At 41.1% G+C, this 15,598-nt stretch carries 12 protein-coding genes; 6 read left to right on the top strand and 6 right to left on the bottom strand.

Features of this window, described 5'->3' with window-relative positions; genetic code table 11:
- The first annotated feature begins 42 nt into the window (after positions 1-42).
- Together HR060_RS07820 and HR060_RS07815 are read left to right on the top strand one after the other, a co-directional pair.
- Entirely contained in the window at positions 43-816 is a 774-nt protein-coding gene (locus HR060_RS07820) for a TIGR04219 family outer membrane beta-barrel protein (protein WP_174199743.1), read from the top strand.
- A gap of 95 nt (positions 817-911) precedes the next feature.
- Positions 912-1,451, top strand: a complete 540-nt coding sequence (locus HR060_RS07815; protein ID WP_174199742.1) for a DUF924 family protein — start codon at positions 912-914, stop codon at positions 1,449-1,451.
- Between the two features lie 88 nt (positions 1,452-1,539).
- On the opposite strand, the gene HR060_RS07810 is transcribed toward HR060_RS07815, so the two are convergent.
- The 3 genes from HR060_RS07810 to crp form a co-directional block, all read right to left on the bottom strand.
- The gene (locus HR060_RS07810; protein ID WP_174199741.1) at positions 1,540-1,902 is read right to left on the bottom strand and encodes a DUF2750 domain-containing protein; all 363 of its coding nucleotides are present in this window, start codon (positions 1,900-1,902) and stop codon (positions 1,540-1,542) included.
- A 62-nt stretch (positions 1,903-1,964) separates the two neighbouring features.
- Positions 1,965-3,467, bottom strand: coding sequence for a diguanylate cyclase (locus HR060_RS19645; protein ID WP_174199740.1), 1,503 nt, complete (start codon positions 3,465-3,467; stop codon positions 1,965-1,967).
- A gap of 124 nt (positions 3,468-3,591) precedes the next feature.
- Complete coding sequence (gene crp, locus HR060_RS07800) at positions 3,592-4,224, bottom strand: cAMP-activated global transcriptional regulator CRP (RefSeq protein ID WP_174199739.1); 633 nt, start codon at positions 4,222-4,224, stop codon at positions 3,592-3,594.
- 463 nt (positions 4,225-4,687) lie between these two features.
- On the opposite strand from crp, the gene HR060_RS07795 reads away from it, so the two are divergent.
- Both HR060_RS07795 and HR060_RS07790 read left to right on the top strand, forming a co-directional pair.
- The gene (locus HR060_RS07795; RefSeq protein WP_174199738.1) at positions 4,688-6,208 is read left to right on the top strand and encodes a M14 family zinc carboxypeptidase; all 1,521 of its coding nucleotides are present in this window, start codon (positions 4,688-4,690) and stop codon (positions 6,206-6,208) included.
- A 194-nt stretch (positions 6,209-6,402) separates the two neighbouring features.
- A complete protein-coding gene (locus HR060_RS07790; RefSeq protein ID WP_174199737.1) occupies positions 6,403-7,059 on the top strand; it encodes a response regulator in 657 nt (218 codons plus the stop codon).
- Positions 7,060-7,084: 25 nt separating this feature from the next.
- Here the strand turns inward: HR060_RS07790 and HR060_RS07785 are convergent, their stop codons facing one another.
- From HR060_RS07785 to norR, 3 genes are all read right to left on the bottom strand, one after another.
- Complete coding sequence (locus tag HR060_RS07785; RefSeq protein WP_174199736.1) at positions 7,085-9,442, bottom strand: ATP-binding protein; 2,358 nt, start codon at positions 9,440-9,442, stop codon at positions 7,085-7,087.
- 182 nt (positions 9,443-9,624) lie between these two features.
- Positions 9,625-12,087: a reprolysin-like metallopeptidase gene (locus HR060_RS07780; RefSeq protein WP_174199735.1), complete on the bottom strand. Its 2,463-nt coding sequence runs from the start codon at positions 12,085-12,087 to the stop codon at positions 9,625-9,627.
- A gap of 196 nt (positions 12,088-12,283) precedes the next feature.
- Positions 12,284-13,885: a nitric oxide reductase transcriptional regulator NorR gene (norR, locus tag HR060_RS07775; RefSeq protein ID WP_174199734.1), complete on the bottom strand. Its 1,602-nt coding sequence runs from the start codon at positions 13,883-13,885 to the stop codon at positions 12,284-12,286.
- 189 nt (positions 13,886-14,074) lie between these two features.
- Here norR and HR060_RS07770 point away from each other — a divergent pair, with 189 nt between their 5' ends.
- Positions 14,075-14,347 carry a hypothetical protein gene (locus HR060_RS07770; protein ID WP_174199733.1) on the top strand — a complete coding sequence of 91 codons (273 nt, stop codon included), beginning with the start codon at positions 14,075-14,077 and terminating at the stop codon, positions 14,345-14,347.
- Positions 14,348-14,356: 9 nt separating this feature from the next.
- The gene (locus HR060_RS07765) at positions 14,357-15,592 is read left to right on the top strand and encodes an NnrS family protein (protein WP_174199732.1); all 1,236 of its coding nucleotides are present in this window, start codon (positions 14,357-14,359) and stop codon (positions 15,590-15,592) included.
- Positions 15,593-15,598 lie beyond the last annotated feature (6 nt).

Genomic DNA, 15,598 nt, shown 5'->3' with positions numbered 1-15,598 from the left:
ATATCTGAAGTGAGCGATCATATAAAAATTTTAGGGATGCACATGAAAATCACATCAATGGCTAAAGCCGGTTTACTCGCGTCAGCATTAGCAGGCAGCGTTGCTCAAGCAGACACCATTTACGGCCTTTATCTTGGCGCACAAGGTTGGAATGTAGGACCGGAAGGTAGCTTCGAATCAGATCAAAACAGCTTAACGCCAACATCGGCAGACTTTAGCTATGACGATGAAACAGCCACGTCTTTTTATATCGCCTTAGAGCACCCGGTACCATTACTACCTAATATCAAATTCCGTAACAACGATATGGATATCTCAGGTAGTGTAAAAGGTACACTTAACTTTGATGGTGTGACATTCACAGATACCGCAGCGACCTCTGGTGACCTAACGAACTCAGACTACATTTTGTATTACGAAGTATTAGATAACGGTGTTGTTAGTCTAGATTTAGGTATTAATGGCAAGCACATTGATGGCGAATTAACAGTACAAGGTAAGGATATTGCGGGTAACCCTATTTCAGGTACAGAAGCATTTGATGGTGTTGTACCTATGGCATATGCCTCAGCTGAAATTGGCCTGCCTTTCACGGGTTTAGCCGTATTTGGTGATTTTAGCTATGCCAGCTATGACGGTCATACTTTAGCGGATTATCAAATCGGTGTTGAGTACGAGCTAATTGATAATATTGCATTTGATATCAGTGTTCACGCAGGCTACCGCGCTTTCGAATTAGAGCTAGATGACTTAGATGGCATCAACTCTGATTTAGATGCAACCGGTGTATTTGGTGGTGTGCAATTACACTTCTAGCCGCTAAATGCTCATCCGCTTAAGCGCAAAAAGCAGGTCGACAAACCTGCTTTTTTTATGGCGGTCCACAAAGACTTTCTAAGGAGCGATCAACAATGGATTATCAAGACGTATTAATTTTTTGGTTTGAGCAATGCACGCCAACAGATTGGTTTAAAAAAAGTGATGAATTTGATCAACTCATTCATCAGCGCTTTGCCAAAATACATCAAATGGTCGCACAAGGCGAATGTGCACATTGGCGTGCAACAGCGCAAGGTTCGTTAGCTGAAGTCATAGTGCTGGATCAGTTTTCCCGCAACATTTATCGCGATCAAATAGCCAGTTTTGCGTCAGATCCAATGGCGCTGACGCTTGCTCAAGTTGCGATTGAAAAAGGTTTTGATCAAATGCTCAAACCTGAAGAAAAAAGTTTTCTCTACATGCCATTTATGCATTCTGAATCACGGTTTATCCATCAACAAGCGGTTAAACTGTTCAATCAGCAAGGTTTGGAAAACAACTATCAGTTTGAGTTAGCGCATCAAGCGATTATCGAGCGTTTTGGTCGTTATCCGCACCGTAATGCTATTTTGAATAGGCAATCGAGCGAAGAAGAATTAACCTTTTTTGCACAACCTAATTCTTCTTTTTAACGGGTGCTAATAAAAAATAACAAGCCCATAGAATAAAGCTTAAAGAAATTGGGCGTTAAGCGTGAAGACGTCAAACGCCCATTTACGACTACTCAGCAGGGATTAAAGCTTTAATTGCTTCGACTAACTCATCGAGCTCAACATCAATTTGTGATTCAGCTGTAGCTTGCCAGTTAATACCCGCGCATAACCCATCTCGCCACATACCCGGAACCCACTTTTCAGAAAAGTCAGCCCAACTAATTGGTAAGATTTCAAAATTGGCAAAGCCTTCAGCTTGCTCTAGGTAAGCCTGTGCCAATGCTTGGCTAGACCAAAAAGGCATGGCCTTGATATTTTCACTGTTATTGGGGGTAGGAATACCTTGCTCATCTCTAATCGTGAACAAATTTAAGTCAGAGGCGACTTGCTGATAAAAGTCGGCTAAGACTTGTTCTGTAGTTGTGCTCATTGAATGGGTTCCTGAATATGAAATTGCCGCTATTTTACGCCATTTTTCAAAAACCGACTCAATTAATTCTCCAGATGACTAACTTTATTCCTACCAGTCTGTTTGGCTTGATAGAGTGCTTTATCAGCCTGCTCCAGCATATGATCAATGCTGCTCAACTGCTCAATAGTACCACTGACTAAACCTAAGCTTATGGTCACAATTCCGATTCCTTGCGGATTAGTAGTGTGTTCAATAGCGGTGTCTTCTATCGCCTGTCGAACTCGCTCGCCCACGAGTAAAGCTTCTTTTTGCGCGGTATTAGGCAATAATAAAATAAATTCTTCACCGCCAAATCGAGCAACAATATCAGAAGGTCGAAAAACATTGTCTTGAATGATCTTCGCCATTTTTTTTAAACAGGTATCACCTCTAATATGGCCATAGTTATCATTGTATTGTTTAAAGAAATCAAAATCTAAGATTAATACACTGAGTGCTTGCTCCGCGCGAACGGCAATGCGCCACTCTCTGTGTAACACGTGTAAGAAAGTTTCTTTGTTCATCAAGCCTGTCATACCATCAATGTGTGCATGTTGACTCAACAAATCAATGGCCTTGAAGGTGTGGATACGTTTTTTGATGCGCGCGACATGCGCAATTAAATGCCCTTGCTGGTAAAGAATATCATTGGCACCTAAATTAAAAGCCAAACTCTCCAATGCTGGGTTTGGCCGTTCTAGCACACATAAAATAGGGTAATCTAACTGCTCTCTTTTAAACGCATTGAGCTCATTTAAATCGTGATTGCGTTTGTGGCTATCAAGCTGCAATGAAAAATTAATCAAGATCGCATCACATTCATGCTTTTCTTTGGATTGAATAAACCCTTCCAAATCGGTAAAACTCGATATTTCAAAGCCAAAAGCATCGTGTTGCAGTCTCTGGCAAAAACCATCTAAGTCGATACAAGCGATGTTGTAGCAGTCATTAAAATCACTGCTCCATTTAGAGGCAAGTTCGGCCCCTTCAGTCCCTTCTATAAATTCAACAAAATCGCTGTAGCGAGTTAATCCAAAAGAGACATCATCAGGCACTCTGACAAGTGCAGGTGTTTGCAACTCAGTTGATAAATTTCGCCAATCTTTGTGATGATTAAACAGTGTTTGTTCTGCGACTTGATCATAGTCAACCCAAGCTAACTGCAAACTAGCCAAAATCGCCTGTAGCGCATCAAACCTTGAAATATCGACACCAAACTGCCAGTAACTGCGAAATAAAAAACTGCGGTAGTCGTCTGCTCTATCTGGCCACAAACGTTCCACCATAATCATAGATAACAAGGCCAAACGGCTATTAACACAAAACGGAGGCGTGACAACGTCAATATCAACGACTTGTTTTTCAATATCAGCCACTTGTTGCTGTAACAACTTGTATGGCTGATCAGACTCAGAGGCAGGATCTAAAGTGGGGTTGTGTTCAACATAATGCCAATCAATGCAACTGTACTCAGTACATTGCAATAAGCGCTCGTGCAATATGTAGCTGTAGGGGCAATTAAAATCGATATAAGCAGTTAACACACTAAATACTTTTTAAATGTTTTGTATATCAGTGTAGCTTATCTTTTCTATGTTGATGATAATTCAGCAATTAGCCTAACAGACGACTTAAACAGTCAGGCTAAAACAAGATGTGTATATGAGGTTATCGCGCACCAAATACGACGATGTTTTTACCGTGAGCAGATATTAAACCTTGCTCTTCTAATTCCTTAATCACACGGCCAACCATTTCACGTGAGCAGCCTACAATGCGCCCTAACTCTTGGCGAGTAATTTTAATTTGCATACCGTCAGGGTGCGTCATTGCTTCTGGTTTTTGTGCAATATCCATAATGGCACGCGCCACTCGTCCCGTGACATCAAGAAATGCCAAATCAATTACTTTACGCGATGTATCTCTTAACTTCAGCGCTAGCTGGCTAGTAATTCGAGACAATAGCTCAGGTTTTTCATTATACAGTTGTTCAAAACGCGCGTAGCCAATTTCAGCAATCTCACAATCAGCTCGTGCTGTGACACAAGCACTTCGACTTTGACCGTCAAATAAGCCCATTTCACCGAAGAACTCACCGCCACTCAAATAAGCTAAAACGAGATCACGCCCTTGTTCGTTTTCAATGCTGACAGATACAGAACCCGAGACAAGGAAATATAAGGTAGTAGGTTTGTCACCCGCATGAATGATGATGTTTTTTGCAGGGTAATGACGACGAGTACAGTGGCTTACAAACCATTGCAGTAGCTCATCGTTGTTGAGACAAAAGGGAATTGTCATTGTAGGTTGCTTCCTAGCCCAATAATAGCGGCGTATTTTACTGAATTAAGTTGAAAGATAAATAGCAAACTGAGATTTATGGATATTTTATAAACAGTTCTTTACACACAAGTCTACTCTAGTTATTTACACCTTTACCCACAATTATTTAGATAACAACAGGATAGATACAAGATAACCTCAAGTTAACCACAAACTTATCAACAAGATATTTTACTACAGTATAAATATAGCAGATGACATTAAAGTGTAGCGCAGCTGATTAATTCCACCATAACTCGTCATGCTAAACCATATTTACGCAATTTAGCCAAACTGAGAATCAGTCCCTATTTCTAGGGATACGATTCATTCGCTTATCTACTAAGCTTTTTTAAGTGGTAAGGCTAGGAACCTCCGCCTTACTCGGCACTGAGTTGGCTAAATAAACTCAGTATATGTACTCACCAGATGGAATTAGGTTATGTTGAATTTTAAACGGCCATTAGTAAAATTGGCTCTCCCACTTGTACTTGCATTTGTTTCTCCCACCACTTCAGCTTTCAATGAGGTATATCAACAAAACCTCGCCGCTTTGAGTTACCTCACCAAATACGATGAAATTAATAACAAGCTAACGCTTTGGCAAAGATGGGCACTGAACGACATAACCAGTGGACCACTTATCGATAATGACAATAATGGCCTCATTGATATAGATATCAACCTAGATCCGACGCTCACTTTAAACCACCAAGTATGTGGTGAAGATCAAGCTCCTACAATAAGACAAGCCGTTATTTGCACTAATCAAGATGGCTTAGGTGGTAATACTCAAGCCGATAAAATTGGCTTTTCAACTCAAGGGCGAACGCTGCTGGCAGTTAGAGCAGGTAATCCGGCAGGTAAACGCGTGATGGTGATCACACAACAGCACGGTAATGAACCGGCTGCCACAGAAGCAGCCCTCAGTATTATTAGATGGTTAAGCTTCTCTCCTTTCCCACTTGCCAGAAACACACTTGAAGAGTTAGATCTTCTGTTTGTCGTTCGTGCTAACCCTGATGGTGGTGAGCCTGATATTGAAAACTGTGAAATTGAGCCTGTAGTCGGTGGAATCATGGATGCGGATTGCGCCTTTATCCGACAAAATGTCGATCCCAGTGCTGGCGGCGGTTATATACGAAGCAGTGAGGCCAATTTTGCCGGTATAGTTGGCCGTGGTTATGATTTAAATCGCTATCATCACGGCGACTTAAACCACCCTATTCGCCCGGTAGAAACTCAAGCTTTAGTCGCGGCAACCATAGCATTTCAGCCAGAAGTTATTTTGGATTTACACGGCGACATGCATAAATCTGATTGCCAATTAGATTACTCCAGTATTCAAGCCAACCAAGTACTAGGGGTATTACCAACAGGTCATTGCCATGATGACCATGAAGGTGAGAATCTGAGAATATTTAGCCCTTTTGCTGAGGCGCCAGCGCATTCAGCAAAAGAGCACTTGATTAGAAGTTTAGCCGTAGCAGTTATGGAAAAAGTCGACAATACTTTTGTCGGCTCTGTTGGGCGATTCTCTCAAGTTCAACTGGGTACAGGTAATATCGCAGCAGGTGATACTGGCAGTTATAAAAATATCGGTATCGCCGCGGGTGGCTGGGAAACCGTTAATTTCGCCAAAGTACTGAGACCCGATGTGATCGCCGTTATCAAAGGCTCACCAGTCACCAGTGTTAATCCACATTTATCTGAAGGTAGCTTTTTAAAAAGACAAATTCACATCAATCGTGTAGCACTCTTTGAAGCACTCATCTCTCTTGCAGATTTTGCCCAAGTGCCGCCAACTGATGACAGTAACTTTTGCGATTACCCATTAGCATCAGGATTAATAGCAGAACTACCTGAGGAGTATTGGGGACATGCTCATTCTCACGGTGAACAGTTAGTACCGATTAGCCCTGAAATTGGTGTGCCTTTGTTTGTCAGTGGCAGCTGCCCATAGCTAAAAAACCGTAATAAAACTGCAATAAAACTAGGCTAAATCCCAACTAGCACCAGGGGTTTAGCCCTTTACTCATCTGACCTGCTAGATATTTTCTAACATTTTAAGTCATCTGCCGCACATTATAAATTTCGTCATTGTTTTATCGCGCTAACCCCCATAGAATCGTCTTATACATGTTCGGAGAAAAACTCATGACGCGGATTTTGATTGTTGAAGATCACGCTTTGACACTTGAATTGATCGCACAAGGTGTTCAACAAAACTTCGCAGATATAGAAGAAGTCGTTCAGGCTGACTCAGTCGCGAAAGCCAAACAACTTATTAAGACCAAGGTTTTTGATATTGCCTTAATCGATATCAACTTAACAGATGGCAAAGGCATTGAATTATTGCCGCTATTGAATGCTGAGCCGCACAAAGCGGAATGTATTATGCTAACGGTAGAAGATGAGCGTGATGTCATCGTTGACTGCCTAAAACACGGCGCGCAGGGGTATTTGCTGAAAAATCAGCACATCGATGTGATCATCAGTGAATTGGCGAAACGCGTATCTGATTCTCCGGCCATTACACCGTCAGTGACGAAAAAGATTCTTTCTTACTTGCACAAACCTGAACGAGAAATCGAGCACGAAATTGAGCAAGATCGTCTTTATGAAAGCTTAACTGGCAGACAAAAAGACGTACTTAAACTGATGGCAAAAGGCTTTACTCACAAAGAGATCGCTAAATTCCTAGACATCTCGAACTATACTGTGTCCGATCACGTCAAAGCCATCTATAAAAAGCTGAATGTGAATTCAAGCGCAGAAGCGATTCAATTTGCCGTCAAACACGGTGACAACTAAATATCATCGCTTACACATCACGCTTTTATTTCTCAGCCATCACCAATAATTTTAGTCTTGCTAATAAATGCTCAACATCTTGTTGGGCGCTATCATCGTATGCGCGCTTTAACTGCTTTTCAGTCTTGTGCGCTAATTGACTAATTTCCTGATATCCCATTAACCCTGTTACGCCAACTAAACTATGAATATGCTTTTGCAAGCACTGCCAGTCTTTGACTTTGAGCGCGTGACTGAGCTCAGCAAGTGTTTGTGATAAACCTTCAATAAAGCTATCTTGATACAGACTAATATCGGTATTAATAGCGACTGCGCGCTGTTTTTTCGAAATTTTAATATATTCCGCAACTTTGACTAATAACTCTTCACGACTGACAGGTTTAGCTAAATAGTCACTGAAACCATGGCGCATTAATTTGCTGACTTCCGAGTCCAGTGTTTTACCAGTAAAGGCCAAAATAGGTAATGACAAACCGTTATTGCGCATCATCAACATGGTCTCTACACCATTGATAATTGGCATTTCAATATCCATCAAGATCAAGTCAAAACTGTCTTGCTCAGCCAATCGAATAGCCTGATAGCCATCATCAGTAGCAGTTACTTCATGCCCAATCGCTTCAAGCATTGTTTGCACAACAATACGATTATCAAACTGATCATCAACAACTAAAATTTTACCCGTTTCTGATAGTTTTCTTTGGTTTTGATTTTCATTCATATCGAGGTTTTGATTCAGCTCTTTGGCTGATTTAATCCATTCATTAGATCGAGGGATAGAGCAAGGTAAACTGACAGTAAACACACTGCCCTGCCCAACTTGGCTTTCGACATTAATTTCGCCTTGCATCTGTTTTACTATGTTTTTGCACAGATATAAACCTGAGCTGCCAAATTGTAATGTATCCGATAAATCATCATCGTGATGTCTACTTTCAAACATGCGCTGGCACTGTTGTTCTGACATACCAATACCGGTATCTGTCACTGTGATCTGCAACGCATCATTGGTATATCTGACATGTAATTCGATCTGGCCCTTTAAAGTAAACTTGATGGCGTTATTGGTAAGATTCAGTAGAACCTGCCTTAATCTCGGCGCATCAATCATCACCTCAGATGGCATAGGGAATTGATAATTAATATTGAACTCTAGACCTTTATCAATCGCATTTTGCGCCTGTAAATGTTTTATCAACTCCATGTGCTGAGGCAATTTAGTCACTGATGCTTCGAGTTGTAAATGACCGGCTTCAATTTCCGATACATCCAAAATACTATCAACGATTGATAACAATTGATGACTACTTCTAGCAATCACTTCCGTTGCATGTGCTTGCTCACAAGGTTTGATATCTCCGGCTTTTAAACTCTCGGCATAACCTAAAATAGCCATCAAAGGTGTACGAATTTCATGTCCCATACTACTGAGTACCTGATTTTCGTTGAGGTGTTTTTTACTTAACTGAATCCGTAATTGTTCCAGCGCTTTAGTTCGTTCTTTAAGTGTTTTCTTCAAACTTTTTGTGTACTGGCCACGCGACTTAAATAAGCTTTTATAACGCTTAGCAATGGCTAACGACATCATTAAACCCGCGAGCGTTGCACTGCATAAACCGTAAACATGGCATAGTTTGTCATCGCTTAATGCATTAGGGGCTTGTAAGTGAATAAACAGAAAACAGGCATGAGGGATAGCCAGTATTACCATACCCAGCAACATATAAATCGCAAATGACTTACCTTGTTTGTGCCAGTAAAAACTGACGTAGGCAGCATAACTCGAAATTAAACTAATGTAGAAGTATGACCAAAACACAACTTGTGCTGGCTCAGTTAAACTCAAAGGCAAACCGACTACACCTAATAACGTTAAACCGAGAAGCGTCTTAAATTGACCTGAGTTTTTTTCAGGTAATTTTAATAAATGAGATAATAGTAAGTTTAGAAAAACTGAAAATAATAAAATGCCAAACCAGTATAAAATTGGGTCCATGGCATCCCACATTACAATGGGCCAATGAAAGAAGTAGCCCCAGATTAGGGCTGCGTTTAACGTAAATAGACAGCAGTAGAGAAAAGCGCGATCACGTGTACCTAGACCGACAATAAAATTAACCAAGATCAAAGTTGCAGCGATGCCGATCGTAAAAATAAATAACGTATTTTCCCAAACCGCATCATTGCTAAAATCTAATGAAAGTTTGACACTTGAATCAGTCGGTAAACTGATAAACTGACCGATTTCAAATTGATTGAGCAATTGAAAACCAATCGAAACGTTAACACTGGTAAAACCATTAACCAGTTGCTGAGCAACTGGTGCTGAAGACTGCAATAATTCAGTTGCAGCAGGATATTCACTCGCTCCTGCTGTATTCAACAGAGTTTGCACAATCAGTAAAAATAAGAAACAACACCGCATAGTCCCTAACCAACATCTGAAAGAAGTAAACCTTCTAACATTATTAGTGTGAAACACCTGTTCAGCTATCCCTTAACTTAGGGGGGTCGTGAAAAAACCTCAACGCCCCAGTAAAAATAAACACTAGGTGATTAATAAACTTAGTATTTTTCTGTGCGTTTTCGACGAATAAACAGTAGCGCAGATACAAAACCTACGATAAAAACAATGCTACCACCACCAGAACTGCTTGCAGCAGCAGGGGTTGTTGGCGTTGCTGTAACCTGAGTTTGTGTTTCAGTTTCGGTTTCAGTGACATCCTCCGTATCTGTTTCAGTCATAGTTACAGTATCAGTTACCGTTTCAGTCTCTGTTTCAATCGTGATTGTGGTATCCGTTTCTGTCGACGTATCCGTTGCTGTATCGGACTCAGTGTCTGTTGCTAAATCGGTGATCGTCTCAGTCGCCAATTCACTAAAGCAACTTTCATCAATATCAGCCACAGTTAAAAACTGCATAAAGATATCGTTGTTCATGCAACTAAGGTTATTAAATTGCAGGTCTAAACGTACCAAATTCAAATTCGCCAAGCCGGTTAGTTCCGTTAATTGACCATTGCCGAATAAGATAATTTGATCCAAATTAGTCACACTGGCCAAGCTCACTACCGAGTCAATTTCCGTGTTATACAAGTAAAGTCGGCTTAATGCAGAGTGGTTTGCCAAGGGCACTAGACTCGTAATAGGTGCTTCAATGCCCAAAAACTGTAACTGTGTCACGGCACTTAAAGCAGATAGGCTAGTAAAACTATTGCGTGAGTCATACAAATACAAACTGCTTAGCTGACTCATCGAAGACAACCAACTGATATCGGTTAGCGGATGGTAAATGGTTAAATTTCTCAAGCTAGGTAAGAACTGTAACTGCGTGTGATTAATTAAAGCACTTGAATCCAGATCAAGTAAATCCAGCTTAGCTAAATTGGCTAGTGGTGATAAATCACTGTAACTGCCATTTACATCAAGTGAGAGACTCTGGAGTTCGGTCAAATCAGTCAGGAAGTTGAGATCGGCCATGATGGTTTCACGACGAGTACCGGTTTGAGAAATCGACAGCTCAGCCATTTGATTCATCGTAGACAGTGGTGAATAGTCAATTTGTCGCACAACGTTAAAAGAAAATTCAACAAGATTAGTCAACTGTTCAACGCCAGATAAATCTGTCATGGTGCCATTGGAACGACAATTGAGAGCGGTCACTTCGTGTAAATAAGTTAAAGCCTGGTTATTGCTATCAGTCGCTTCACTGACACATTGCGTCAAAACAGGGTCGGCAAAGATAGCTTGGCTAATTAAGTTATCATTAAAACAACTGGTGTTGATGTCTTGATAAGCTAAGTTTTCATCTTCCGATAAACACGCTACAGGATTATTCACCAAATCCAAATTAGTCAGTAAAGTTAAACCTTGTGCAGCTGCAATTGAGCTCACATTATTATTGTTTAAATTCAGCGTCGTCAATTGAGTCAAAGTTGCCAACTCGCCAATATCAGTTATCGCATTAGACGATAAATTTAAAGCCGTTAAGTTAACAAATTGGCCCAACCCAGTTAGATCACTGATACCTAAATTAGGGCAAGATAACGAAACCACAGGTGCAACAGACTGAGCGTTTAACGCCGTCAGTTGTGTTTCGATACACGTTTTTAAGTTTGTATCTACAATCTTACTGGTTACATTATCTAGCGTTCGAGGTGCTACTAAATCTTGTGCTTCAAACCTCACTTGATTCAAAGCATAGGCAGCATCTGCACCGTGTTCAGTGTCATTTCTATCAATACCACAAGGTAAACCAAAGCAATCTAAGTTGGGGTTGGAAAAGACTAAAGCTTGGCGCTCATTGTCCTGCTGATAAGCCATCACGGTATTAAATACATTAGGCTCGATGTGCCCTAAAGCAAAATGAAACGTCGCCCCAATATCACCCTGCAATCTTGAATGCGCTAAACCTAAATTGTGCCCAAGCTCATGCGCCAAGGTATCATTATTACCCGTGCCAAGCATCACGATACTCACCATACTATCGGCACTACTGGCGACATCGCTATTTAGATAGGCATAACCGGCAATATCAGAATCGGTACCTGTCACATCCCCGCGTAAATACACCAGCATATCTGCACCTAAAATACCTTTGGCGCGATAGGCATCCACTAAGCTCCAATGAGCCGCAGTATTTAAATCTTCTAATATCGTTTGAAAGGGAGTACTGCTAGTTTCTGGGTAATTGAGCTTGCGTACCCCAACATTATTGAGGCGAATATGAACTTGGCTATCAGCATAAACCTGATTGCTAAAATTAATTAGGTTATCGACTCTAGGAGCAATTAAATTACCGTGCTCTTGCTCAAGTGGATCAGCATACACAAACAATACATCTAGCTCAGCTATCTCTGTACTATCTTCTGGCACACTGGCTATCTGAGCGCGAGGTTGGCCTTTATCAGATAAAACATAATCGAGCTTTTCAGTCGCGACACTCAACGTGGAGTACACGCTCAGTAGTGGCGCTAATAAGTACAGCAGCGGTTTGCTCCAATTGGATTTGTTTTTATCACTCGACATACGTGTACCTACCTTTAAAAAGAACTAATAAACCAAGTAATATCAGTTCTTTACCTTATTTTTTATACATATACTGCCCCTAATCTTAGGGATAGGCGCAGCACCTCATCTCTTCTACACTACACTTGTTTTGTAGTTGCAAAACTGTTTATATCCTCACTTTAGCCTGCTTTTGCAGGCTTTTTTTTACGCCACCCTAACGAGTGACTTGCTTGGTCACCGAAATCCCCAGCCGTTTCGCTAAACGCGTTAAGTTGGCTCTATCTGCTTTTAGCACTCTTGCCGCAGCTGACCAGTTACCCTGATACTCGTTTAAAACCGTGACTATAGCTTGCCTTTGAAAATCTTCAGTTGCGGCTTTTAAACCTAAGGTCAAATCAGGGTTAAACTGACTATCTTTTTGCAGTTCACCCGTTTCTGCTCGCTCTTTTATAGAACCGGTTTGCTCAGTTTTTATTTCACTATTGAGTAAACCCAAATGCAGCGTTTCAATCTGTACGATTTCACCTTGTTGATACTGCGCAGCCGCTTTAAGTGCAGCTCGACTGATCACATGCTCAAGCTCTCTTACATTACCAGGCCAATCATAGCTATTTAAATGTTCGATTACCCCTACTGCTAACTTTAGTTGTTGTAACCCCAACTTGCGACGCGACAACTCTAAGAAATAACCCGTTAGTAACTCAATATCGCCAATACGATTTTTAAGCGCAGGTACTTTAATTGGGTACACACTCAACCTGTGATAAAGATCTGACCTGAATACGCCCTTCTCAACTTCTTGTATCAAGTCTCGGTTAGTCGCAGCAATGACTCTAACATCTACATGCTGGATCTTATCTTGACCAACCGGTTGAATTTCATTTGATTGCAATGCCCTTAATAATTTACTTTGTGCAGCAAGCGGTAATTCACCAATTTCATCTAAAAATAAAGTCCCGCCATCAGCCAGCGCAAACTTACCTGCTCTGTCTTTATCCGCTCCAGTAAAAGCCCCTTTTTTATGACCAAATAGTTCACTCTCAATCAGGTTTTCAGGTAGCGCTGCACAATTGACATACACTAAAGGGTGATTAGCGCGAGCAGATTGCATATGCAAACTTTTAGCTACTAACTCTTTGCCCACACCTGTCTCGCCTTGAATCAAAACACTAAATGGCGAAGCGGCAACTATGGTTAATTCTTGCTTCAATTTTGCCATTTCTTGGCTTTGCCCAATCATTTCAAAGCCATCTCGAACCAGTGATTCTTTATTTAATTCAGCCACTAATAAGTGTGATTGTGCATTTTTATATTCCAGCTCATCTAATGTCAGGGCTATTTTTAAAGTAGCCGCGGCGATAGCAGCTAAAGCATCAAGCGAAGTTTGGGGTAAATGGCTAAAGGCTTGAGGTTTGAGGCTATCAAAGGTTAATACACCAATTAGTTGGCCAGCAAAATACAATGGAAGCCCCATACAGGCATGGATTGGTAAGTCACCTTGAACATTGGCAACTAAGCCATCGTATGGGTCAGGCAAAGGACAATCTGCTTCAAACCTCATTGGCGCTTTTGCTGCGATAATGGCTTTGAATCTCGGGTTGTCATTAATTATAAAACGTCGCCCCAAAGTATCCGAGGTTAACCCTTTGATAGCGAGTGGCTTTAAGACATCTCTTTCCAGCGCTAATAACGCAATGGCATCGCAGGGTATAGTCGCAGCTAAGGTTTGCAATAAACACTCAAACCTATCTTGATTATCTAGGCTCATCACTTGCGCTTTGGCAAACTCTAACAAGATATTTGAATCTAAATCCATCAACTAACCTCTGCAGTAAAAAAGTTACACATGAGTCATTATGACCCAAAAACAAACTATGTCAATTTGACTCAAAATAACTATAAAAACCATTAAAAACAACCTAAAGCATTGATTTAGTTAACAATATACAACTTGGCACCTAGCCTGCTATATAAAATTCAACTACATAATTTTTAGGGCAAAGCCATGCAAAGCGAACTGTTAATTAACCCCCAAACCTTACCCAGCATTCCACATGCACTTAACTTTCAAAGGTGCTTAGTTGCAGGAAATTGGCTCATGCTGTTTGCCAGTATTTTCTTCATCGTTAGTTTAGCGGTTAGCTATCCATACGCTGAGTTTTTCAGCATGACACAGCAAATGACAGCGCATATTGCCAGCCTATTTTTACCCGCCTTAATCAAAATTGGTTATGTCATGCGTTGTATCGCAAAAAAAGCGTTTGGTGAGCAAGTTTAGGAGCACACAATGCTGAAGATTGAAGAGCCTAAACATTATCAGAGCACGGATAACCAGACCGAAAAAGCTGAGCAGCCATTGTATCAACAAGCGTTTTTTCACCTTGCTTTTCGCTCAAGCTTTGTCCTTGGCACATTGTCATCGATCATCGCACTGGTTATTTGGTTAAGTTATTTAAACGCTTGGTTTGTACTCACCGAAATAGGGTTAACACCCACCGTATGGCACCTAAACGAAATGCTGTTTGGCTTTGGTGCCACGATAGCCGTTGGTTTTATTCTGACAGCAGCCCAAACATGGACAGGACAATCGAGTATCACAGGTAAGCCTTTAATGATAATGGTCGGTATTTGGCTAACTGCTCGAGCACTGTTTTTGTTGAATTTACCCAATACAGTATCACTGGCTTTAGTCTTACAAACCATCTGGTGGTTAGTGGCTATTTATCACTTTGCCCGCATGGTGTATGTCGCTCAAAACCGCAGGAATTATCTCTTTATTCCACTGCTGACCATCATGATGCTGTTAAATATCGCCATTGTTGTTTGTGACCTCAGCGGTCATACCGAAACGGCCTTACACTTGGGTCGAACTATGGTCTTACTGTTTGGTATTTTGATGTCGATAGTAGGCGGGCGAGTTATTCCCTTCTTCACTAAAGCGGGAGCAAAATTAACACAGGTTTCACACCCAAAATGGTTAGACAACACAATACTGCTTAGTGCTATTGCGGGTAGCACGGTATTTCTACTTGGCCATTTTATCACTTTGCCCTTTACCCCTGCAGCATTAATGATAGTTACAGGCTTACTACACCTAATCAGGCTGAGTTATTGGCAAAGTGTCAAAACAACAAGCATTCCTTTGCTTTGGTCATTACACCTTGCTTATTTGGCTCTGGCCAGCGGCTTGATAATACTTGGCTTCAGTTATCTCACCCCTGCAATACTATTTAGCGCAGCCTTGCACTTAATCACAATTGGCGCAATGGGATTAATGATCCTTGCCATGATGGCCCGTGTTTCACTTGGCCATACAGGACGAGTTTTATCACCGAAAAAAATAATCAACTTGGCGTTTTTATTGATGCTGCTCGCGGCTATTTGTCGCAGTCTATTAGCGATCACAAGCCAGCCACAATGGGCTTGGACAAGCAGCATAGTACTTTGGTGTTTAGCTAGCCTTATCTTTCTTATCGTCTATTGCCCCATTTTATTTGCACCGCGCAAAGACGGCCGACTTTAACTCTAT

The organism is Marinifaba aquimaris (genome assembly GCF_013328345.1).
In the GTDB taxonomy this organism is placed as follows: domain Bacteria; phylum Pseudomonadota; class Gammaproteobacteria; order Enterobacterales; family Alteromonadaceae; genus Marinifaba; species Marinifaba aquimaris.
The sequence above is the reverse complement of the archived record's forward strand: the minus strand, read 5'-3'. Positions and strand labels throughout refer to the sequence as shown.

Bases quoted from the DNA above. Each gene is read 5' to 3' on its own strand.
- HR060_RS07820 (WP_174199743.1), top strand. From the start codon at position 43: ATGAAAATCACATCAATGGCTAAAGCCGGTTTACTCGCGTCAGCATTA.
- norR (WP_174199734.1), bottom strand. From the start codon at position 13,885: ATGGATTTAGATTCAAATATCTTGTTAGAGTTTGCCAAAGCGCAAGTG.
- HR060_RS07790 (WP_174199737.1), top strand. From the start codon at position 6,403: ATGACGCGGATTTTGATTGTTGAAGATCACGCTTTGACACTTGAATTG.
- HR060_RS07815 (WP_174199742.1), top strand. From the start codon at position 912: ATGGATTATCAAGACGTATTAATTTTTTGGTTTGAGCAATGCACGCCA.
- HR060_RS07765 (WP_174199732.1), top strand. From the start codon at position 14,357: ATGCTGAAGATTGAAGAGCCTAAACATTATCAGAGCACGGATAACCAG.
- crp (WP_174199739.1), bottom strand. From the start codon at position 4,224: ATGACAATTCCCTTTTGTCTCAACAACGATGAGCTACTGCAATGGTTT.
- HR060_RS07795 (WP_174199738.1), top strand. From the start codon at position 4,688: ATGTTGAATTTTAAACGGCCATTAGTAAAATTGGCTCTCCCACTTGTA.
- HR060_RS07780 (WP_174199735.1), bottom strand. From the start codon at position 12,087: ATGTCGAGTGATAAAAACAAATCCAATTGGAGCAAACCGCTGCTGTAC.
- HR060_RS07810 (WP_174199741.1), bottom strand. From the start codon at position 1,902: ATGAGCACAACTACAGAACAAGTCTTAGCCGACTTTTATCAGCAAGTC.
- HR060_RS07770 (WP_174199733.1), top strand. From the start codon at position 14,075: ATGCAAAGCGAACTGTTAATTAACCCCCAAACCTTACCCAGCATTCCA.